Annotated in this window: 18 protein-coding genes and 2 pseudogenes; 12 read left to right on the forward strand and 8 right to left on the reverse strand. The window is 69.3% G+C overall.

The genetic code is table 11. The features are described 5' to 3' along the window. The first annotated feature begins 149 nt into the window (after nucleotides 1-149). The 10 genes and pseudogenes from ACIPSJ_RS22260 to ACIPSJ_RS22305 form a co-directional block, all read left to right on the forward strand. The gene (locus ACIPSJ_RS22260; protein WP_401348019.1) at nucleotides 150-971 is read left to right on the forward strand and encodes an IclR family transcriptional regulator; all 822 of its coding nucleotides are present in this window, start codon (nucleotides 150-152) and stop codon (nucleotides 969-971) included. A 245-nt stretch (nucleotides 972-1,216) separates the two neighbouring features. Further along, on the forward strand, nucleotides 1,217-2,077 hold the full coding sequence (locus ACIPSJ_RS22265) for a fumarylacetoacetate hydrolase family protein (protein ID WP_401348022.1): 861 nt from the start codon (nucleotides 1,217-1,219) through the stop codon (nucleotides 2,075-2,077). Between the two features lie 11 nt (nucleotides 2,078-2,088). Next, complete coding sequence (locus ACIPSJ_RS22270; protein ID WP_401348023.1) at nucleotides 2,089-3,105, forward strand: zinc-binding dehydrogenase; 1,017 nt, start codon at nucleotides 2,089-2,091, stop codon at nucleotides 3,103-3,105. A 14-nt stretch (nucleotides 3,106-3,119) separates the two neighbouring features. Continuing rightward, the gene (locus tag ACIPSJ_RS22275) at nucleotides 3,120-3,860 is read left to right on the forward strand and encodes an SDR family NAD(P)-dependent oxidoreductase (protein WP_401348025.1); all 741 of its coding nucleotides are present in this window, start codon (nucleotides 3,120-3,122) and stop codon (nucleotides 3,858-3,860) included. Nucleotides 3,861-4,499: 639 nt separating this feature from the next. Next, nucleotides 4,500-6,332: an AMP-dependent synthetase/ligase gene (locus ACIPSJ_RS22280; protein WP_401348027.1), complete on the forward strand. Its 1,833-nt coding sequence runs from the start codon at nucleotides 4,500-4,502 to the stop codon at nucleotides 6,330-6,332. A 117-nt stretch (nucleotides 6,333-6,449) separates the two neighbouring features. Beyond that, the gene (locus ACIPSJ_RS22285; RefSeq protein ID WP_401348029.1) at nucleotides 6,450-6,593 is read left to right on the forward strand and encodes a hypothetical protein; all 144 of its coding nucleotides are present in this window, start codon (nucleotides 6,450-6,452) and stop codon (nucleotides 6,591-6,593) included. A gap of 329 nt (nucleotides 6,594-6,922) precedes the next feature. After that, nucleotides 6,923-8,581: a tannase/feruloyl esterase family alpha/beta hydrolase gene (locus ACIPSJ_RS22290; RefSeq protein WP_401348031.1), complete on the forward strand. Its 1,659-nt coding sequence runs from the start codon at nucleotides 6,923-6,925 to the stop codon at nucleotides 8,579-8,581. A gap of 72 nt (nucleotides 8,582-8,653) precedes the next feature. Then, nucleotides 8,654-9,364 carry a TetR/AcrR family transcriptional regulator gene (locus ACIPSJ_RS22295; RefSeq protein WP_359219362.1) on the forward strand — a complete coding sequence of 237 codons (711 nt, stop codon included), beginning with the start codon at nucleotides 8,654-8,656 and terminating at the stop codon, nucleotides 9,362-9,364. Nucleotides 9,365-9,539: 175 nt separating this feature from the next. Beyond that, nucleotides 9,540-9,752 (forward strand): hypothetical protein, encoded by a 213-nt coding sequence (locus tag ACIPSJ_RS22300; RefSeq protein ID WP_401348033.1) that lies wholly within the window; start codon nucleotides 9,540-9,542, stop codon nucleotides 9,750-9,752. A gap of 257 nt (nucleotides 9,753-10,009) precedes the next feature. After that, a pseudogene (locus tag ACIPSJ_RS22305) lies at nucleotides 10,010-10,291 on the forward strand (ISL3 family transposase); the annotation flags it as partial. A 158-nt stretch (nucleotides 10,292-10,449) separates the two neighbouring features. Here the strand turns inward: ACIPSJ_RS22305 and ACIPSJ_RS22310 are convergent. The 8 genes from ACIPSJ_RS22310 to ACIPSJ_RS22345 form a co-directional block, all read right to left on the reverse strand. Then, on the reverse strand, nucleotides 10,450-11,847 hold the full coding sequence (locus tag ACIPSJ_RS22310) for an alpha/beta hydrolase (RefSeq protein WP_401348035.1): 1,398 nt from the start codon (nucleotides 11,845-11,847) through the stop codon (nucleotides 10,450-10,452). An 83-nt stretch (nucleotides 11,848-11,930) separates the two neighbouring features. Next, the gene (locus tag ACIPSJ_RS22315) at nucleotides 11,931-13,145 is read right to left on the reverse strand and encodes a cytochrome P450 (protein ID WP_401348038.1); all 1,215 of its coding nucleotides are present in this window, start codon (nucleotides 13,143-13,145) and stop codon (nucleotides 11,931-11,933) included. 72 nt (nucleotides 13,146-13,217) lie between these two features. Beyond that, nucleotides 13,218-14,177: a PDR/VanB family oxidoreductase gene (locus tag ACIPSJ_RS22320; RefSeq protein WP_401348040.1), complete on the reverse strand. Its 960-nt coding sequence runs from the start codon at nucleotides 14,175-14,177 to the stop codon at nucleotides 13,218-13,220. Nucleotides 14,178-14,258: 81 nt separating this feature from the next. Further along, nucleotides 14,259-15,014, reverse strand: coding sequence for an IclR family transcriptional regulator (locus ACIPSJ_RS22325; RefSeq protein ID WP_401348042.1), 756 nt, complete (start codon nucleotides 15,012-15,014; stop codon nucleotides 14,259-14,261). A 147-nt stretch (nucleotides 15,015-15,161) separates the two neighbouring features. Further along, on the reverse strand, nucleotides 15,162-15,626 hold the full coding sequence (locus ACIPSJ_RS22330; RefSeq protein WP_401348044.1) for a MaoC family dehydratase: 465 nt from the start codon (nucleotides 15,624-15,626) through the stop codon (nucleotides 15,162-15,164). 40 nt (nucleotides 15,627-15,666) lie between these two features. Next, nucleotides 15,667-16,551 (reverse strand): amidohydrolase family protein, encoded by an 885-nt coding sequence (locus tag ACIPSJ_RS22335; protein WP_401348047.1) that lies wholly within the window; start codon nucleotides 16,549-16,551, stop codon nucleotides 15,667-15,669. Further along, nucleotides 16,548-17,474: an SDR family NAD(P)-dependent oxidoreductase gene (locus ACIPSJ_RS22340; RefSeq protein ID WP_401348049.1), complete on the reverse strand. Its 927-nt coding sequence runs from the start codon at nucleotides 17,472-17,474 to the stop codon at nucleotides 16,548-16,550. The genes ACIPSJ_RS22335 and ACIPSJ_RS22340 overlap by 4 nt, the downstream gene beginning before the upstream one ends. A 32-nt stretch (nucleotides 17,475-17,506) precedes the next feature. Further along, complete coding sequence (locus ACIPSJ_RS22345) at nucleotides 17,507-19,060, reverse strand: AMP-binding protein (protein WP_401348052.1); 1,554 nt, start codon at nucleotides 19,058-19,060, stop codon at nucleotides 17,507-17,509. 145 nt (nucleotides 19,061-19,205) lie between these two features. On the opposite strand from ACIPSJ_RS22345, the gene ACIPSJ_RS22350 reads away from it, so the two are divergent. Both ACIPSJ_RS22350 and ACIPSJ_RS22355 read left to right on the forward strand, forming a co-directional pair. Beyond that, a complete protein-coding gene (locus tag ACIPSJ_RS22350; RefSeq protein ID WP_401348054.1) occupies nucleotides 19,206-20,051 on the forward strand; it encodes a PaaX family transcriptional regulator C-terminal domain-containing protein in 846 nt (281 codons plus the stop codon). A gap of 114 nt (nucleotides 20,052-20,165) precedes the next feature. After that, nucleotides 20,166-20,355 (forward strand): annotated as a pseudogene (locus ACIPSJ_RS22355) (IS701 family transposase); the annotation flags it as partial. Between the last annotated feature and the right edge of the window lie 290 nt (nucleotides 20,356-20,645).

A 20,645-nucleotide genomic window follows, 5' to 3' on the forward strand; every position in this document is an offset into this window, starting at 1 on the left:
GCCCGAACGGCACTTCTCCACAGCGCCGCGTGGAACGCATGCCCGAACAGGGGGTCGGCCTCTGGCCTCCCGGACCACCTCGGCCACGGAACCTATCCCACCAAAGCTCTTTTCATCTACCGGTACGGCGGTCTACAGTCTGGAACACGATGGAGCGCACCGAGATGTCAACAGCCGCCGCGGACCACAGCACCGCCGATCCCGCGGACACCAATCGCCTGGTGGGTTCGGACCGGGTCCTGGCCGTACTCAAGGAGCTCGCCCGGCATTCCGACGGCGTGGGGCTGGAGGAGATGACCAGGGCGATCGGAGCTCCGAAGCCGACGGTTCACCGGGCGCTCGGGGCCCTTCGCCGGGCCGGCCTCGCCGACCAGGACGGACGAGGCCACTACCTGCTGGGGGACGAGTTCCTCCGCATGGCGTTCGCGTACCACGAGGCTCGCCCGGAGCACAAACGCATCACGCCCCTGCTGGAGACCCTGGCCGCCCGGTTCGGAGAGACCGCGCACTACGCCGTGCTCGAAGGCCGCGAAGTGGTCTACCGGGCCAAGGTCGATCCGCCCAGCGGCGCGGTCCGGCTGACCTCCACCGTGGGGGGACGCAACCCGGCCCACTCCACCGCCGTCGGCAAACTTCTGCTCGCCCACCGGCTGCCCACCCGGGAGGCTGTCGCGGTCTGGTTCGACGCGGGCCCGCTTCCGTCTCCGACGGCGCGGACCCCGCGCACGGCAGCGGACCTGCATCGGCAACTCGAACGGGTGCGGCAGCAGGGCTACGCGGTCGACGACCAGGAGAACGAGACCGGGGTCAACTGCATCGCCCTGCCCGTCTACGCGGGCGCGCCATCGGTTCCCACCGGCGCCGTCAGCGTGAGCGCCCTGGCGTACCGCACTCCGCTGACGACGCTGACGGACGCCGTCGGGGAGATCAGGGAACTGCTCGGCATCCTGGGCACGACGGCTCGCCCGTGACCTCCGTTCCGCCCAGGAGCCTTGTGCACTGACCGGGCTCCGACACCCCACGCCCCGTCGACCTGCCGGAATACCGCACTGGACCGCCGTCCGCGCGCACACCGCGCGGCTCGGCATCGCGCGGGAACCGGCCGGCGGACGCCTCCGGACCACGGGGCCTCGGTCGATCCGTGCGCCGGTCCCCTACGGCCTCCTTGAACCTCAGTCCGCACCGACCCGTCACCACTCGTCAGGAGAACCATTCCGTGTACCTCATGCGCATCGGCCCCCTGGGCGCCGAGAAGCCCGTCGCCCGTCTCGACGGTGACACCTACGTCGACCTGTCCGATGTCGTGACCGACTTCGACGAAGCCTTCTTCGGCTCCGGCGGCATCGACCGTGTCCGTCCCGTGGTGGCCGAGCGCGTCGCCGCCGGTCAGCTCTCCCGCTTCGCCGGGGAGCGGATCGGCGCCCCGGTCGCCCGGCCGCACCAGATCCTGTGCATCGGCCTGAACTACCGTGACCACGCGGCCGAGACCGGACAGGCCGTGCCCGACGAACCGATCCTGTTCACCAAGTCGCCCAACACGCTGATCGGACCGAACGACGACGTACGCATCCCCCGCGGCTCCACCAAGCCGGACTGGGAGGTGGAGCTGGGCATCGTCATCGGCAGGCGCACCAGCTACCTCGACTCGGTCGACGACGCGCGTGACGCCATCGCCGGCTACCTGGTCGTCAACGACGTCAGCGAGCGCGCCTTCCAGATGGAGCGCGGCGGACAATGGGCCAAGGGCAAGTCCGCCGAGACCTTCAATCCCGCCGGTCCGTGGCTCGTCACCCCCGACGAGATCGACGACGTCCTCGCCCTGGACATGTGGCTGGACATCAACGGCGTGCGCCGTCAGGACGGCAGCACCAAGACGATGATCTTCGACCCGTACTTCATCGTGCACTACCTCAGCCAGTTCCTCGTCCTCGAACCGGGTGACCTGATCAACACCGGGACCCCGCCCGGCGTCGGCATGGGCTTCAACCCTCCGGTGTGGCTACAGCCTGGCGACGTCATGGAACTGGGCATCCAGCAGCTGGGCAGCCAGCGGCAGCACGTGCTCGGGCCGCGGTGAACGACGCATCCATGCGCGCGTTCGTCCTGACGGGGCCCGGCGCGTACGAGGTCAGGGAGGTACCCGCACCGGTGGCGGCTCCCGGCGAGGTGGTGGTCGACATCGAACGGGTCGGCGTCTGCGGGACCGACGTCGAGTTCTTCACCGGTGAGATGGCCTACCTCCACACCGGTCACGCCTCCTACCCCCTGCGTCCGGGCCACGAGTGGTCCGGACGCGTGGCGGCGGTCGGTCACGGCGTGGCCCGCTCCTGGATCGGCCGACGGGTCATGGGCGACACCATGCTCGGCGACGGCACCTGCAGGCGCTGCCTGAAGGGGCGCCAGCACCTGTGCGAGAAGCGCCAGGAGGTCGGAGTCCGAGGGGACCGGCCGGGTGCGCTCGCCGAACGTCTGGCCGTTCCGGTCACCTCGCTGCACGTCCTGCCCGACGGCGTCGACTCCGTCCTCGGCGCCCTGGTCGAACCCGGCGGCAACGCCCTGCGGGCCGCGCAGGCCGCCGACCTCGGACCCGGATCCCGCGCTCTGGTCCTCGGTCCCGGGACGATCGGCCTGCTGGTCGCGATGTTCGCCCTCACCACCGGTGCCGAAGTGCACCTGATGGGACAGACCGAAGAGTCCCTCGCGTTCGCCCGCAGCCTCGGCTTCGAGCACGTCTGGCGGGAGAAGGAGATTCCCGCCCTGCGCTTCGACGCCGTCGTCGACGCCTCGAACGCCGTCCACCTGCCGGCCGCCGCACTCGACCTGGTAGAGCCCGGTGGCCGGGTCGTCTACATCGGACTGGCAGGCGAGCCCAGCCGGATCGACACCCGCACCCTGGCCCTGAAGGACGTGACCGCCGTCGGCATCCTGTCCGCCTCCCCCGGCCTGGCCGCCACCATCCGGGCCTACGCCGACAGGACCGTCGACCCGACACCGCTCGTCGCCGCCACCGTCGGCCTCGGCCAGGTCGGTGCCGTCCTCTCCGGTCGGCGTCCGTCGAACGCCGGCCCCGGCCCGAAGATCCACGTCGATCCGCGCCTTCCCTGATCCAGGAGCCTGCTTTGACTGAACTCGACGGTCTCGCCGCACTCGTCACGGGTGGATGCAGTGGGATCGGAGCGGCCACCGCCACACTCCTACGGGACAAGGGCGCACAGGTCGCGGTCCTGGACCTGCACACCGAGAAGGCGCCCGCAGGCGTCACAGCCGTGCGTTGCGACATCACCGACACGCGCGCGGTCAATGCGTCCGTCGCCCAGGTCGCAGAGCTCTTCGGACGTCTCGACGTACTGGTCAACAACGCCGGAATCGGCGCGGTCGGTGCCATCGACGCCCAGGACGACACCCAGTGGGCCCGCGTCCTCGACGTGAATGTCACCGGCATCGCCCGGGTCACCACGGCCGCGCTGCCGCACCTCCGACGTTCACCACACGCGGCAGTGGTGAACCTCTGTTCGGCCGTCGCCTTCGTCGGCGTACGTCAAAGGGCTCTTTACAGCGCCAGCAAGGGTGCGGTCCATGCCCTGACGCTCGCCATGGCCGCCGACCATGCGCAGGACGGGATCCGGGTCAACGCCGTGGCCCCCGGTACCGCCGACACACCGTGGGTCGCCCGCCTGCTCGACAGCGCGGATGACCCGGACGCGGCAGCCGAGGCGCTCCGGGCACGGCAACCACTGGGACGCCTGGTGACCGCCGAGGAGGTGGCCCACGCCGTCGCCTCGCTCGTCTCTCCGCACGCTGGATCCACCACCGGAACGATCCTCCGCGTCGACGGGGGCATGACCAGCCTGCGTCTGTGACAGGACAGACACCGCGTCTCGGGACAAGCTCACCGGTGATACTCGGCCGGTGAGCTTGTTCCGTCGCGCCGGCACAACAGCCTCCGCGAGGTCGTCCCCGTGCAACGGGCCGATGGCCGGAAGAGGGTCGGTGGATACGCGCCGCGGTGCCGGACGGTTGCGGATGAAGCAGTTCCCGTAGGGCGCGGCGTGATCGGAGGCGTCGACCAGGCGGGTCCGACTGTGAGGCGCGCCCGTGTACTCGATGACGCCGGGGGACGCCGAGCCGGCTCGCACACCTTCGCCACGATCCCCGGACGACGGATCCGGCGCACCATGTGCGAGCCCGCCGGCATTGAACAAGAGTCATTGAATTACATTCAGAATTCGCCTCAGAAATCCGGAGTGACATTTCGGGAGCCGACGGCGCTGAAGTAATCGAGGCACACGAGACCCTGCCGTGTGAACCCGCAGTGCAGGTCATGTCGAGATCCCGTGCCCAGTCGAGGCAATTATGTGCCCTTTTGATGGTGTACAGGTTTATTTGCGCGCCCCCGTTCATCCCGTTTGCCGCATTTAAGCAACTTCAGTTTACCGGGAGTTACACCTGAAGAACTGCGCTACCTTCGCGCCAAATAGAGCGCGCAAGGGAGTCGCGAAATGCGCGAGTTTTCTGCATCTTCATTAGAGTCGGTCCGGCCGGTCGGCGGCCTGGCAGACGCCGTATTCGATCGCGCAGCCGAAGAACCGGGAGCCATCGCGCTCGGCTGGAAAGACGAGAATGGCCAGTGGCTCGACGTCACGGCTGCCGAATTCGGTATCGAGGTGCTGGCGGTGGCGAAGGGCTTGCTGGCGAAAGGTGTCCGCTTCGGCGAACGGGTCGCCATCATGTGCCGCACCCGCTACGAGTGGACGGTGTTCGACTTCGCCTGCTGGACGATCGGCGTCCAGGTCGTCCCGATCTATCCGACCGCTTCGGCCGAGCAGATCACCTGGATCCTCCACGACAGCCAGGCCACGGCGGTCGTGGTGGAGAACGAGATCAACGCCATGACAGTGGCCCGGACCATGAGCCGGCTCCCGCATCTTCGGCACCTGTGGCAGCTCGACGCGGGCGTGCTGCCGGAGTTGCTCGACGCCGGAACGAGCATCGACGACGCCACGGCCCACCGGCAACGGCAGGCGGTCGTCCCGAACACGGTGGCCACCATCATCTACACGTCAGGGACGACGGGACCTCCCAAGGGCTGCGTCATCACCCACGGCAGCCTCATGCACCAGACGGACACCGTCGTCAGCCGCTGGGACCCGGTGTTCCACTCCCGGAAGAACGACCAGGCCTCGACACTGCTGTTCCTTCCGCTGGCGCATGTCTTCGGACGGATGGTGCAGGTCGCGGCGATCCGCGGCGGTGTCCGCCTCGGCCATCAGCCGGAACTGACCGCGTCGGCGCTGCTCCCGGACCTGGCGACGTTCAAGCCCACCTTCATCGTCTCCGTCCCCTACATCTTCGAGCGCATCTTCAACTCCTCCCGCCGTACGGCCGAGAAGGCGGGCAAGGGGGAGGCTTTCGACCGTGCGGTCTCCGTCGCGGTCGAATACGCGGAGGCCGTGGAGGCCCGCGCGTGGGGAACGGGACCCGGTCCGTCCGCCCGCCTGCGACTGCGGCATCAGTTCTGGGACCGGCTCGTCTACGCCAAACTGCGGGCCGCCATGGGCGGGCAGCTGCGCCATGCCCTGTCGGGCGGCTCGGCCATGAAGCGCAGCCTCGGACTGTTCTTCGCCGGCGCCGGCATCTCCGTCTACGAGGGGTACGGCCTCACGGAGTCAGCCGCATCCGTCACCATCAACCCGCCGGAACGCACACGCTACGGCACCGTGGGCCAACCGATTCCGGGGACGACCGTGCGTATCGCCGACGACGGCGAGGTCCTGGTGAGCGGGCACACCCTGTTCAACGGCTATCTCAACGACGAGGAGGCCTCCCGGCAGACCCTGCGCGGCGGGTGGCTGTACACGGGCGACCTGGGAAGCCTCGACGAGGACGGCTATCTCACCATCACCGGCCGCAAGAAGGAGATCATCGTGACCTCCGGCGGCAAGAGCGTGTCCCCGCTCCTGCTGGAGGAACGGGTGCAGGACCATCTACTGGTCGCTCAGTGCGCGGTCGTGGGCGACGACCGCCCCTACATCGCCGCGCTCGTCACCCTCGACCCCGAGTCGGTGAAGCACTGGCTGTCGATGCGCGGCAAACCGTCACTCACCGCGGCGGAACTCGTGGCCGACGCGGACCTCACGGCAGAGATTCGGCGCGCGGTCATGGCCGCCAACACCCTCGTCTCCCAGGCCGAGTCCATCCGGACGTTCCGCGTCCTGGCCCGTCCTTTCACCGTGGAAGAAGGTCATATCACGCCGTCGCTGAAGCTCCGGCGGAACGCCATCGCCGAGGCGTATGCCGAAGACATCGAGGCGCTGTACGACAAGCGGCCCTGAGCTAGGCCGACCGGCCGAAAGAAATCCAGAACGGCAAACGGTGCCTTCATTGCCCGAAAGTGCCACTCGTACGGTGGCGCAAAGGTGGACCGAAGGCAATCGGGCCCGCTTACATCGATGGCGGACCAGAGCTTCTCCATGTGTATTTCGTACGACTTTGCCAGCCCCGGCGAGTACCCGAAGGAATTCACCGACGGGACCTGTCATGTGCCGACGCCGATAAAGGGGCCGGTCGCCGAGGAAGGCCGGATCATGACATGAGCCCCGGACATCCACGGGGCGGCCGCGATGTTGCGCCCCAGCGCGCGATGCAGTCGCAGGTGGACCATGAGGCGGTGGCCGAGGTCCAGTGGCGTGCCGGACACCGCGGCGCGGAAACACAAGGGCGGTTCGCCGCCGGGCCTCCGTGGAACCAGCCGAAGCCGTCTGCTGCCGACGACGCGCTCGCTCTCACGATCAGCTCTCACTCCGGCCTCGGAATCTTCCGATGCCGTTGCCGTTGCCGATGCCGCTGCCCTTGCTCTTCGCGGATCAATCATCTATATCGTTCGTTAGATAGAACTCATGAGCCGATCCCCACAGGAGGACATGTGAACAAACGCATCCTCGTGTCCGTCGTCGCGCTGCTGACAGTGCCGGGCCTCGGATTGGTCCGGGGTATCTCGCCGACGGCCACCGCTTCGCCCTTCGGCGGGGCACCGACGACCGCGACCGACGCCAGGACCAAGTGCGCGTCGCTCGCGGGACAGCACGTGGCCGCTTCGGAGATCGGCCTGCCGACCCGGGGTGCCGATGTCGGGTCGGCGACACTCACCGCCGCCGACCCGAAGACCGGCCGCCCCGAGTTCTGCCTGGTACGAGGCAAGGTGAACAGCCACGACAGCACGGCACCCGACATCGACTTCGAGCTGAACCTGCCGACTTCCTGGAACAGGAAGTCGGTGCAGTTCGGCGGCGCAGGCTTCAACGGTGACCTGGTCACCGGGCTCGACGTGCCTCCCCAGTACGGCAACCCTTCCGCGGCACGGGGCCGGCCTCCGCTCGACCTGGGCTACGCGACGTTCGGAAGTGACGGCGGCGTCGCCGTGGGCACCAATCCTCCCGGGTCGTTCGCCCTGAACAAGGAGGCTCTCGCGAACTACGCGGGTGAGAGCGTCAAGCGCACCCGAGACGCCGCCATCGACATCGCGAGCGGGTACTACGGCCGACAGCCCGAGAAGCAGTACTACGTGGGAGGGTCCAAGGGAGGCCACGAAGCGCTGGTCGCAGCCCAGAGGTACGGCGGCGACTACGACGGGATCATCGCCTACTACCCGGCCGACCAGAACCAGGCCCTGGTGCTCAGCTGGTACCACATGTGGCGACAGGCCTACTCCCGTCCCGGCGGCTATCTGAACGCGGCCAAGCAGCAGTTGGTCCACGACGCCGTCGTCCGCACGTGCGACGGCCTCGACGGCGCGGCAGACGGAATCGTCTCCGACGTCAGGGGGTGCGACCATGCCTTCTCTGTCGAGTCCCTCCGTTGCCCCGGCGGTACCGACAGCGGTGACCACTGCCTGTCGCAACGGCAGATCGAGACGCTGAAGTCGGCCGCCTCCCCCTACAGGTTCGCCTTCCCGCTCGCCAACGGAGTCACCCGGATCGGTCCCTATCCCGTCCTGCGGGGCGCCGACCTCGGCGGCGCCTGGTTGGACAGCGCGGGCGACGGGACGGCCACGGGGTATCACTACTTCACCGATCCGGTGATCCGCTACTTCATCGAGCAGGACGCGGCCGGCTCCTCGGACAACTTCGACTACCGACGCTACTCGGCGCGTGTCAAGGCCCTGTCCAGGCTCTACGACGCCACGGATCCCGACATCGACCGTTTCGCACGCCATGGCGGGAAACTCATCATCGTGCAGGGAACCGAGGACATGCTCGTCCCTCAGGCAGCCACCGACGCCTACTACGACCGGCTGACCGAGCGTTACGGCCCGTCGGTCCGTGATTTCGTGCGGTATTACGTCCAGCCCGGCTACGGCCACGCGAGCGGCCGCTTCGACCTGGCCTGGGACTCGCTCGCGGCCCTGGACAAGTGGGCGGGCGGAGGGGCCTCGCCGGTCCGTCCGGTGGCGACCGACGCCAACCCCGCCACCGCGGGCCGCACCCGCCCGTTGTGCGAGTATCCGCTGTGGCCGCGCTACAAGGGTCACGGCGACATGGATCAGGCGAAGAACTTCAGCTGCGCCGGCAGGGGTCGCATCTGAGGACGGTCTCGGTACGGTGAACCGGGGTCCGTCGCGGCCTGTGAGGAACCCTGGCCCGAAAGGAGATGCACCGTGGTACGGCAGCAGGCCCGGACCAAGCAGCCGAACAGGATGCGGCGCGCCGAGCCGACACCCGGATTCGAGTCAGATCCGGGACCGGACTGGCGGCACTACGACGCACTGGAACTCCCGCCCCTCCTCGGAGCCGCCTTGGAGGAGTTCCGCGCCCACGGGTACCACGGGGGTTCGATCCGGGCCATCGCCGGTCGGGTCGGAGTGACCCTGCCCACGCTCTACTACCACCACGGCAGTAAGCAGGGGCTGCTCGTGGCCCTCCTCATGGGATCGATGCACGACGTGCTGGTCCGCACCCGGCGCGCTCTGGAGGGGGCGGGCGACCGGCCCCAGGATCAACTGGCCGACGTCGTCGAGGCGGTCACGCTGTACATGACCCACCGGCGCCACCTTGCTTTTCTGGACGGGGAGATCCGCAATCTGGAAGCCGGCAACCGGGAACGCTACCGCGCGGAGCGCGAGGAACTCTCGGTGATGCTGCGCCGTATCGTGACGGACGGCGTCGCGGACGGCGTGTTCACCACCGCCTATCCCACTGAGGCGGCTCGGGCCGTCCTGTCCATGTGCCAGGCGGTCGCCACGTGGTACCGGACGGACGCTCCGCTGACCGAGGCGGAGGTCGCCCGGAGGTACGCCGTGATCGCCCTGGACACGGTCGGCTGCCGTGGACGCGGCGCACCCCGGCCCCACCGTTCCGGCAACAGCTGACAGGCCGCCGAAGCGCAGGCGGCGGCGGTTCGCGACCCAGTACTCCCGACGACGCCTCTGACCAGGCCAGGTAGCGAAACACTGCTGGAGTACCAGCCCCGCCACCGCGCTGGTGGGTCTCTATCACCAGCGGTGGGAACATGAATCGGCGTACTACGCGCTCCGCCACACGATCATGAACGAGGTAATCCAGGCCACCGGCATCATCCCCGCGGATCACACACCCGCACTGCCCACAGCCTCCCGGGACGACCGGCACGCCGCCCCTGCGGCGCGGCGCGGACACCGCATCCTGGCACTGCTCCAGGAAGACTCCACCTGTCTGAATCGCCGGGCCGTCAGCGGTCTCACCCACGAACTCGGCCCCGGCCTTGGGACCTCCCCCTGAGTGGTGGACACGCTGATACTGGATCTGCTTGATCCGGAGGAGGCGAGAAGACCGCCGATGGCGATGAAGGACCACTCGGACGAGTTCAAGGCCGATGCCGCCGACCTGGGCGTCAACCGGGCGACCCTGCCTGAGTGGGTGCTGCGGGACCGTGCAGGCAGCCAAGTATTTCGCCGGAGAGACGAACTGGTGAGGAGCAGATCCGCGCACCCGCCGCGCGGAAGATCCGGCAGTCCCCGTCCTCCAGCTCCTCCGGGAACCTGCGTGACAAGGACACCCCACTGCTGCGGGAACCCACCGAAGCCTGCCCCGAGATGACCGAACTCGTGCGCCTCACGGTCCGCGCCGCCGACCTGCCCCACCTGCGCTCCTTCGCGAACGGCCTCGAACTCGACCGCGCCGCCGCCGACGCCGGACTCAGCTTCCCCGACCACAACGGCCGCACCGAGGGCGTCGACACGCGAACCAAGCGGATCATGAGGCAGATGCACGGCCGAGCCGGGTTCCCCTTGCTCCGCCACCGCATCCTCCTCCAGTGATCACTACACAGCGCTACCGCCGATTACGGGAAAGAGCCGAACGATTTGCAGTCCCGCCCTGCTGATCGGCGAGGGCCGTCGACGGGGATGGCTTCGAAGTCGCGGGCGAACACCTGTGGCCAGATGGTGTGGTCGACGGGGCGACGCGGGACGCGTCCTCAGCCCGCCGTCGGCGCTACGCCGGTCAGCGGGGCGGGGCGGAACGGGATGTATGCCGCGTCGCCGAGGTCGAGGCTCTTGGCGACCGCGTCCAGCTTCCCTGGCGTGGCGACGTCGTCCCAGCGGCCCTTCTCGACGCGGTGCTGGACCGCGCGTACACCGGCCACGAGTTCCGCCGGTGTGAAGTCGCAGTGGCCTACGCGCTCGACGTATGCCTGACGCAGCAGCGGATCACTCTCCGCGCGGGCCGCGGTCCGGCCGTAGTAGTCCTCCGCCTGTACGGGGATGAGCTGGTCGGAGATCGTGTGGAGGTTCAGTTGGGGAACCGTCAGGTGGCCGGACGGCTGTGAGGTTCGTGCATACCACCGGGTCGCGGCCGCGTCGGGTTTGATGTCCGCGGTGGCGGTGAGGCCGGCGAGGTCCGTGTCGAGGTTCAGCCCGGCGCTGCGGTAGAGGGCGCGAACCTGCGGCAGGTAGGGCGAGCGCCCCAGCTCCCGGGCGAAGTCGACACCCGCCGTCCGGGACGCGTTTCCGCCGGCGGCCTCCTCCATGTAGCCGCGGGCCAACTCCACCAATTCGATGGGGGTCATCCCGGAGTCAGTAGTGAACTGGACTTTGTACTGTTGCCGCTCCTGCTCGGCGTAGTCCTTCGGCCCCGGCTTCGCATCGCCGGCGGCCCACGGTGCTGTGTTGAGGAACGCCATCGCGAGCGCGAGCCGGGCCCGGCCCTGCGGCGTGCGCTGCGCCTGCTGCGCGTACTCCGTCAGCTGTTTGCCGGTCGCCAGCCCCTGCGCCGGTCCGCTCCCGGCGGCGGCTCCCGGGAAGTTCACCAGCTTGATGGGCTCTCCCGGAGCCAGCAGCCTGCTCATCGCGTACTGGCCCAGGAGCTGGTACTGGAGGATCGGGTCGGCTCCCTCGACCAGCCCGCACGCCGTCAGGACACCGTCGAGACGTCCCTGGGCGTGCTCGTTCTCCAGTGCGCTGATCAAGCCGCCCATCGACTGCCCGACGGCGATCACCTGCCGGGCCGGGGCGGGCAGCTTCGCGCGGACGCCGGCCAGGGTCTCGAACTGATCGTCCAGCGCGACACCCAGCGTCCACCAGTTTCCGGTCGACGGCCCTTCGGAGGAGCCCGCGAGGGCGTAGCCCCTGTTCAGCAATGCCTGCTTCGTGGCCTCGTCCGGCGCGTCCGCGGCCTCCACGGGGCCGAATCCGTGGCTGAAGAGCAGGAGCGTGCCGTTCCACGCACGAGGCACGTCGGCTACCCAGGTCCCCCCGGACGACGTACTGCCCGAGTAGCTCGTGGGTGTGTCGGCGTCGGCCGCAGGGGCCGCTACCAGCGCGGCGGCGGCCACGCTCGCGGCGGCGGCCAGCCAGCACGTGATCCTTACGCGCATCCGAGTCGCTCTGCTCGGCGTGGCGGGCTGACCGCCTTCGTGCAGGTGGGACATGCGTGGTTCCTCTCGATCCGTGATGCGGTTCACGTGGCCGGGTGGACGCGCACGGGCAGGGATGCCCATGAGCGCAGGGTGTTGTTGAGGTGGCGGCGCGGCGCGCCGGTGAGTTCGATCCGGTCGACGCGACGGGCCAGGGCGGTCAGCAGGGCTTCGGCCTCCAGACGGGCGACGTGCTGGCCGATGCACTGGTGGATGCCCATGCCGAAGCCGACGTGCCCGGACGGGTCGCGGGCGAGGTCGAACCGGTCCGGGTCGGCCCAGCGGGCGGGGTCGCGGTTGGCTGCTCCCAGGAACATCAGGATCTTCGTGCCTTCGGGGATGACGGTGCCGGAGACACTCACGTCGGTGGTGGCGGTGCGGAAGAAGGTCTGCACCGGTGACTGCCAGCGCACCGCCTCGTCGAAGGCGACCCGCGCCGACTCGGGCCGTTCCCGCAGCCGTTGCCACTGCTCGGGGTGGGTGGCGAACGCGTACAGGCAGGCCGCGAGGCCGTGCACCGTGGTGTCGACCCCGGCGGTGAGCAGCGAGCGCACCACCAGCGGCGCCTGCGCGTGGGTGAGGTCGCCGCGGTCGGCGGCGGCCCAGATCCGCGCCCCGAATCCGTCCTCGGTCAGCGCCTCACGGGCACACCGACCGTTCACCCACGCCGACAGCTCGGCCACCCGGTGTGCGTCGGCCTTCACCAGATCGTTGACGGGCCCGAAGGCGTTGAAGGCCATGTTGCCGTACGGCAGCAGGTTCTCCTGGCCTTCGGAACCGATGCCCACGGCGTCCGGGAAGACCCGCAGCGGGAAGGCACTCGCCAGTTGGGTGAAGGCGTCGAACTCCCTTCCCCTGCCGAGGACTTGGTCGACCATCTCCTCGGCCGCCGCCTGCCATGTCTCGCGCAGGCGGCGCAGCGCGGGCGGGGCGAGGATGTCCCGCAGCACCCGGCGTGGGGCGTCGTGCCGGGGTGGGTCCGCCTCCAGCAGCAGGCTCGGCGGACGCCATGGTTCTTCGTGCCGGAAGTCGGCCAGCCCGACCCCGGCCCCCGACTCGAAGTGCTGCCAGTCCACCAGGGCGGCGTGCACCTCCTCGTAGCGAGCCAGGGCGTGGACGTCGTAGCGGGAGAGGTACACCACGGGCCCCGCGGCCCGCAGGACGTGGTGGAGTTCTTCCGGCTTGTCAAGGACAGGGGGCGAAAAGGGGTCGGCGTCGCAGACGGGTACTGCCGGCGCTCGCTCGGCGGTTGCGGACATGGCGGCTCCTGGGCGCGGCTCGAATACAGCGGTGGGTCACATGTCTCGGAGGTTTCAGAGATCTCGGAGGTCTCAGAGGTCGAGAACCAGGCGGTCGCCGCAGGAGCGGGACACGCACAGGAACATGCAGTCGTTCGCGGCCCTTTGGTGATCGGCGAGGATCGAGTCGCGGTGGTCGGGGCGGCCCTCCAGGACCGGGGTGAGGCAGGTGCCGCAGGTGCCCTGCTCGCAGGAGGAGAGCACCTCCGCCCCGGCTCGGCGCACCGCCTCCAGCACCGAGACGTCCGGGGTGACGGTGACCGTGCGTCCCGTACGCCGCAGGGCGACCTCGAAGGAGGTGCCCCGCACCGGTGCGGCCTGTTCGGCGGCGGTGAACCGCTCGGTGCGCAGCGCGTACGGCGGCCAGTCGGCGCAGCTGGCCTCCACGGCGGCGAGGAGCGGAGCGGGACCGCAGCAGTAGACCTTGGTGTCCGCGCGCGGGGTGCCGAGCCAGGAGGCGAGGTCGAGCAGTCCGCACTCGTCCTGCGGTGCGATGTGCACCCGCTCGCCGTAGGCGCTCGACAGTTCCTCGCCGAAGGCCATGGACGCCCGGGTCCGTCCGCCGTACAGCAACTGCCAGCCGGCGCCGAGCAGTTCGGCCTGGTGGATCATGGGCAGCAGCGGGGTGATGCCGATGCCGCCCGCGACGAACAAGTATGTCTCCGACGGCACCAGCGGGAAGTGGTTGCGCGGCCCGCCGACACCGACCCGATCGCCCGGGCGCAGTGCGTCGTGCACGTACGCGGACCCGCCGCGGCCCTGCGGCTCACGCAGAACGGCGATCCGGTACGTGTACGCGTCCCACCGGTTCCCGCACAGCGAGTAATGCCGGATCGTTCCTTCGGGCAGTACCAGTTCGATGTGGGAGCCGGGTGTCCAGTCCGGCAGCCGCGCGCCCGTCGGATGGACGAGGGTCAGCGCGATCACGTTCTCGGCCACGTCCTCCTTGGCGGATATCTCCAGCGTCACGATCACGTTGTCGCCTCCCGTCATTGGGTTACGGGGAGAATGCGCGCAGGCGTCCGGAAGGCGCGACGGCACTCTCATTCAGTGAGAGACGAAGTTGCGGGCCCCTCAGCCGGGCAGGGCACGGGCACCCCGAGCCGCCAGGGCCCGGGAGACGCCGCGCGCGGCGGTCCGCACCACCGGCACGACGGAAGCCGCCCCGGCGTCGTTGGGGACAATCACCGACAGGGCGGCCACGACATCACCCCCGCCGTCGCGCACGGGCGCCGCGATGCCGAGGGCGTCCTCGTGGACGTATCCGGGGCAGTACGCGTATCCCTGCTTCCGGATGGCGGCGAGGGTGGGGCGCAGTGCGGTGGCCGTGGTGATGGTGTGCGGCGTGTATCCGCGCAGCGGCCCGGCGAGCACGCGCTCCTGCAGATCGACGGAACCGTGGGCGAGCAGTACCAGGCCGCTGGAGGACACGTGCAGCGGCAGCCGGCCCGCGATGCGGGTGTAGTTGATGACCGCTCCCGGCGCCGTGAGCCGTTCCAGGAACAGCACCTCGTCGCCCTCCAGCACACCGATCTGAACGTGGTGCCCCACCACGTCGTGCACGCCCTCCATGAACGGCATCGCCGCATCCCGCAGCGACAGGGTGGGCGAGGCACGCGTCCCCAGCTCCCACAGGCGTACGCCGATCCGCACCCGGCGGTTCGCGTCCCGCGCGAGGAACCCGTGCGAGACCAACTCGGCCACCAGCCGCGAAGCGGTCGCCAAGTGCAGCCCGGTACGTCGGGAAATCTCGGAGACGGTCAGAGCCGGCTCGTCCGGCGTGAACGCCTCGAAGATCCGCACCGCCCGCGACAGGACAGAATCACCCACGGGTGTCCTCACAGAACCATGATCGGCCCCCTACGTCCCTCCCGCCGGCCATTCCGGACCGCGTGGCACACGAGCAGCAGAGCGGTCTCCCCCGGCGGCGGGCGACACGTGACGAGGCCGGCACGCGCAGGAGCCCATCGGCCTCCGCTACGCGTAGTGCCGGTAGACCGCCGCTGCCACACACGCCGGCTTCTCCGCACCCTCCACCTCGATCGTGAAGGTGAGACGCATCTCGACGCCGTTGCCCTTGACGTCCTCCACGGAGTCGACCTTGCCGTGCAGGCGGATCTTCGCGCCGACCTTCACCGGGCTCGGGAAACGGACCTTGTCCAGGCCGTAGTTGATGCTCATCGAGAGCCCGTCGAGCGCGAGCAGGTCGTTGAACAGGGGGATCACGAGGGACAGCGTCAGGTAGCCGTGAGCGATCGGCCCGCCGAAGGGGCCCAGCGCCGCGCGCTCGGGGTCGACGTGGATCCACTGGTGGTCACCCGTGGCGTCAGCGAAGGTATGCACCCGCTCCTGGGTGATCTCCAGCCAGTCGGTGCGGCCGAGATCGGTGCCGGCCAGAGCCTTGATCTCGTCAAGGCCGGTGACGGTGCGGAGGGCTGTCATGAAGGGCTCCAAACAGGGGGCAGTGGGGTCGAGGACGGGTTCAGTCCTTGGTGAGGCCGAACAGCCGGGCCGCGTTCTCCTTGAGGATCTTCGGCCGCACCTCGTCCTTGACGGGCAGCGCGGCAAAGTCCTTCAGCCAGCGATCGGGGGTGATCAGGGGGAAGTCCGAGCCGAAGAGCACCTTGTCGCGAAGCAGGGTGTTGGCGTACTGGACGAGCTGCGGCGGAAAGTACTTCGGCGACCAGCCGGACAGATCGATCCAGACATTCGGCTTGTGCGTGGCGACAGCGAGGGCCTCGTCCTGCCAGGGGAAGGACGGGTGAGCGATGATGATCTTCAGGTTCGGGAAGTCGGCGGCGACATCGTCGAGATGCAGCGGGTTGGAGTACTTCAGGCGGATGCCGCCGCCCCCGGGCAGTCCGGCGCCGATGCCGCTCTGGCCGCTGTGGAACAGCGCCGGCACACCGAGTTCCTCAAGCGCCTCGTACAGGGGATAGACCGCTCGGTCGTCAGGGAAGAACGCCTGCATGTTGGGGTGGAACTTGAAGCCGCGGACCTGGTGCTCCTCGACCAGGCGCCGCGCGGCGCGCACGCCCCTACGTCCCTTGGCCGGGTCAATACTCGCGAACGGGATCAGCACGTCCGGGTGTTCGGCGGCGGCCTCGGCAACCTCTTCGTTGGGGATGGCCGGGTATCCGGTGGTGCTCTCCGCGTCCACGGTGAACACCACGCATGCCATGTGCCGTTCACGGTAGTGCTCGGCGACCTCGGCCAGCTGTGGCAGGCGCTGGCCGCCCGGCCCGAAGTGCTTCTCGGAGGCGGCGAGGAGGTCCGGGGGCAGGGAGGGGCGCCCCTCCCTGGAGACCTCACAGTGGACATGGACGTCGATGGCCGTGAGTGAGGCGACGTCGAGTGGGGCGGTCATCCGGTGGCCTCCTGGAGGGTAGCGGGCAGCTGCGCCACCGGGATGCCGTAGGTCTCGGGGTGTTCTCCGACACCGGAGGCCCAGGAATCGGCGATCGTGTCGGCGTCCCAGCCCCCGTCGTTGAACGAGGAACGGATCTCGGTCGGGTGCGACCACAGCGACAGGCGGTCGCCGCCGATGCCGATGCACTGGCCGGTTACCCGGGACGCGGCGTCGGAGGCGAGGAAGACGACCAGACCCGCGCAGTCCTCGGGTCCCCCGAAGGACAGGGCACGGCGGATCCCGGGCGGGATCGGCTCGCCCCGGTCGAGCAAGTCCACGTACGGCGCGAGGAAGGGAACGGAACGGGTCATGGCAGTGGCCGCGTTCGGGATCAGTGCGTTGACGGTGACCTGGGCCTTGGCGCACTCCATGGCCCAGGTGCGGGCCAGCGCGGCGATTCCGGCCTTGGCGGCCGCGTAGTTGGTCTGGCCGAAGTTGCCGCGCTGTCCGGCGGGTGAGCCGGCGAGGATCAGCCGCCCGCCTTCCCCGGCCGTGCGGAAGTGTCGCATGGCGGCGCGGGCGCAGGTGAAGGTGGCGCGCAGATGGACATCGATGACGGAGTCGAAGTCCTCGTCCGTCATGTTCCACAGCACCCGGTCGCGCGGCAGCCCGGCGTTGGTCACCATGACGTCGAGCCGTCCGAAGGCGTCGAGGGCGCGGGCGACCAGGGCGTCGGCCGTCTCGCTGCTGCCGACCGCCGCGACCTGCGCGACGGCCTGCCCGCCACCGGCCCGGACGGCCTTGACGGCTTGCTCAGCCGCCTCGGCGTCGATGTCGTTGATCACTACGTGGGCGCCCGCTCGGGCCAGGGCGTAGGCGTACGCCAGCCCCAGACCTTGACCACCGCCGGTCACCACCGCGACCTTGCCGGTGAGATTCATGTCGGTTTCCTTCGTTCCTTCCCGGGTCTTCATCACACGCCCTTGAGGCGGCGCCGAAGGATCTTCCCGGCCGGCGACTTGGGGATGGCGTCGATGAACCCGACGGCCCGGATGCGCTTGTAGGGGGCGACCCTTGCGGCCACCCAGTCGAGGAGTTCCTGGGGATCGACGGCCCCGCTGGTCACGACGAAGGCCTTGGGCGCCTCGCCGCCCGTCGGGTGGGGCATCGCGACGACGGCGGCGTCGGTGACGTCGGGATGGGTGAGCAGCAGTGCCTCGAGCTCCGCGGGCGCGACCTGGTACCCCTTGTACTTGATCAGTTCCTTGAGGCGGTCGACAACGAAGAAGTAGCCGTGCTCGTCGACGCGGGCGATGTCGCCGGTGCGCAGCCACCCCTCGTCGGTAAGGGTCTGAGCGGTCGCCTGCGGATTGGCCAGATACCCGGCCATCACCTGAGGTCCACGGACCCACAACTCCCCGGATTCACCCGGCGGCACGTCCTCGCCGCCGACCGGGTCGACAAGCCGTGCTTCGGTGTTCGGCAACAGCTGTCCTGCCGCGCCTGCCGGCGTCGAGGCGAAGACTTCGTCGTGGGCGCAGTGTGTGCCGGGGCTGGCTTCGGTCATCCCGAATCCCTGACGGATCACACAGCCGATGCGCTTCTCGGCCCGCTCCGCCAGCGCCTCGTCCAGTGGTGCGGCACCGCAGATCGCCGTACGCATCGACGAGAGGTCGTACTCGTCGACCTCTCCCGCCTGGGCAAGAGCCAGGACCATGGGCGGGGCGAGATGCCCCCGGGTGACGCCGTGTCGTTGTACGACGTCCAGGAAAGGACGCAGTTCGAAGCGCGGCAGCGTGACGACGGTCGCGCCGGCGAGCAGTGCCGAGTTGAGGATGATCGTGAAGCCGTAGATGTGGAAGAACGGCAGTGCGGCACACAGCACGTCGTCCTCGGTCAACCGCCAGCACTGGGCCAGTTGTTCAAGGTTGGCGACCAGGTTGCGGTGCGTCAGCATCACGCCCTTCGCCGTGCCCGTGGTACCGCTGGAGTACGGGAGGACGGCGAGCGCCTCGGCGGGGTTCGCGGTGAGGGCCGGAGGCATCGGCCGGGCATCTGCCACCAGATCGTCCCAGGAGCCGTTCTCGGGGTGGGTGCCGAGGACGAACACATGTGGCACACCGGCTGCTCGCGCGGCCTCGGTGCCCCTGTCCGCGGAGGACTCCGCCACGATCAGTGCGCGGGCACCTGAGTCGATGAGCTGCTTGACGATCTCCTCTACGGTCAGCACCGGGTTGAGTGGGGAGATCACGGCCCCGGCTCGGAGCACGGCGTGCACCGCCACCGCGAACCGGGGTTGGTTGTGGCTCATCACCGCGACGACGTCGCCCGGCGCGATACCGCCAGCGACAAGCCCGGCCGCGCCACGGTCTGCGGCCCGCACGAGTTCGCCGTAGGTGACGACTTCGCCGGTGACCGCGTCGACGAGGGCCGCCCTGTCCGAACGGGAGGCGGCATCGGCGAGCACGTGGTCCGACAGGAAGACCGGCGGGATGTGAAGTCCGGAGAGGGGGCTGCGATAGATCACGTCGGCTCCTTGGGGAGGCGGATGCGAGTGAAGCTAGACGCAGATCTCACGCGCGTCAATAAACTGTTAAGTATCGTTGTGGCTGTTCGGCGGTCCGGAACATCAGGCAGGATCGCCGGCGACAGAGGCTAGGAGGACGCACCCCATGGCAGACGCGCGGACGGAGGACTCGACGGGCCCGCGGCGCCGGCCGCAGCAGTTGCTGCTGGCTCTGCTCGGCACGTTCGTCCTGGATCGGCGGGAGGAACCGTTGCCCTCCCGGGTCTTCATCGAGACCATCGGCGATCTCGGGATCAGCGAGATGGCCACGCGCGCCACGTTGACCCGCATGGTCAACAAGGGCCTGCTGGAGAAGCGGAAGGACGGCCGGGTCGCCGTGTACGGCCTCCGCGGCAACGCCGAGAGGATGCTGCGCGACGCGAGCAAGCGGGTGCGGTCACGGTCGCCGTTCACGTCCGCCGACGACACGTGGACGCTGTTCACCTTCTCCCTGCCCGAGAGCCGACGCGAGGTACGTGATCAGCTGCGGGCTCGACTGATGTGGGCCGGTTTCGGGTGTCTACGGGACGGACTGTGGATCGCGCCCGGGACCCCCGGCCTCGACACCATCCTTGTGGACAGTCCTCTGGCCGAGGCGCTGGCTGAATCCGGTGGATTCGTCGCGCGGCCTCTGCCGGGCACGCCGATGGCGGCCTTTGTGCAACGCGCCTGGGACCTGACGGCCCTGCGCGCGGAGCACGAGAGCTTCCTGCGAACCTGGGGCACGGACCGCACCCCCTCCGGGAATCCGGTCACGGAACTCACCGCCCTCGTCGCCGACTGGCTGCACCTGCTGCGCGCGGACCCCGGCCTGCCGGGCCGGTACCTGCCGGAGGACTGGCCGTCGTCCCGGTCCGCGGACACGTACTGGGCCGTCTGGGACCGGCTGGAGACGGCCGCGTACGACGCTTTCGAGGAACTGATCAGCACCCCCGCTCGACCCGTTCCTTGAGGTACGGCTCCCCGTGGCCGGCGGCGTTGGCGCGTGCGCTCCCCCGCTCCACGCTCACACTCGCCGAACTCCTCGCCCACCACCACCCCGGGTGTCGGCGGTGAAGCCGCATGCCGCTCCTGCGGTGAAGGAGCCCATGGCCGGCGGATCTTCGACTGGGCGCGCGTCGAAGTGGACGAGCTGATCCGCATCGCGGGCAGCCGATGGGCGGTCGAGGAACGCTTCCAGACCGCCAAGGGAATGCGGCCTGGACGACTACCAACTCCGCCGTCACCCCGGCCGGCACCGCCACATGACCACCGCCTCACCGAGCGCCGGCCAGCACCGATCGAGCACATTCTGCAATGGTCAACCTGGCGCCGACGACGCCAATGTCAGGCCCGCCTGAGTCACTACGAACGACGCGGACACGGTCCCTGGAAACTGCCCAGCACTCAGAACAAGCACCGTTGCAGTACTCGCACAGATGTCCAGGGGCGATGACGCCGATGCGCCGGACCTGCTGCTCGCGCGGCGCCTGAGCCGGCTCATGTTCCGGCTGCTGGGCGCAACCCACTCCCTCGACCCCGCCCAGGTGTTCGGCACGGTCGACCG

It is taken from the genome of Streptomyces sp. NPDC090088 (assembly GCF_044747345.1).
Classification (GTDB): Bacteria; Actinomycetota; Actinomycetes; order Streptomycetales; family Streptomycetaceae; genus Streptomyces.

Coding starts and splice junctions, on each gene's coding strand:
- ACIPSJ_RS22260 (WP_401348019.1), top strand. CDS start 150: ATGGAGCGCACCGAGATGTCAACAGCCGCCGCGGACCACAGCACCGCC.
- ACIPSJ_RS22270 (WP_401348023.1), top strand. CDS start 2,089: ATGCGCGCGTTCGTCCTGACGGGGCCCGGCGCGTACGAGGTCAGGGAG.
- ACIPSJ_RS22280 (WP_401348027.1), top strand. CDS start 4,500: ATGCGCGAGTTTTCTGCATCTTCATTAGAGTCGGTCCGGCCGGTCGGC.
- ACIPSJ_RS22285 (WP_401348029.1), top strand. CDS start 6,450: ATGGCGGACCAGAGCTTCTCCATGTGTATTTCGTACGACTTTGCCAGC.
- ACIPSJ_RS22300 (WP_401348033.1), top strand. CDS start 9,540: ATGAACGAGGTAATCCAGGCCACCGGCATCATCCCCGCGGATCACACA.
- ACIPSJ_RS22310 (WP_401348035.1), bottom strand. CDS start 11,847: ATGCGCGTAAGGATCACGTGCTGGCTGGCCGCCGCCGCGAGCGTGGCC.
- ACIPSJ_RS22315 (WP_401348038.1), bottom strand. CDS start 13,145: ATGTCCGCAACCGCCGAGCGAGCGCCGGCAGTACCCGTCTGCGACGCC.
- ACIPSJ_RS22320 (WP_401348040.1), bottom strand. CDS start 14,177: ATGACGGGAGGCGACAACGTGATCGTGACGCTGGAGATATCCGCCAAG.
- ACIPSJ_RS22330 (WP_401348044.1), bottom strand. CDS start 15,626: ATGACAGCCCTCCGCACCGTCACCGGCCTTGACGAGATCAAGGCTCTG.
- ACIPSJ_RS22335 (WP_401348047.1), bottom strand. CDS start 16,551: ATGACCGCCCCACTCGACGTCGCCTCACTCACGGCCATCGACGTCCAT.
- ACIPSJ_RS22340 (WP_401348049.1), bottom strand. CDS start 17,474: ATGAATCTCACCGGCAAGGTCGCGGTGGTGACCGGCGGTGGTCAAGGT.
- ACIPSJ_RS22350 (WP_401348054.1), top strand. CDS start 19,206: ATGGCAGACGCGCGGACGGAGGACTCGACGGGCCCGCGGCGCCGGCCG.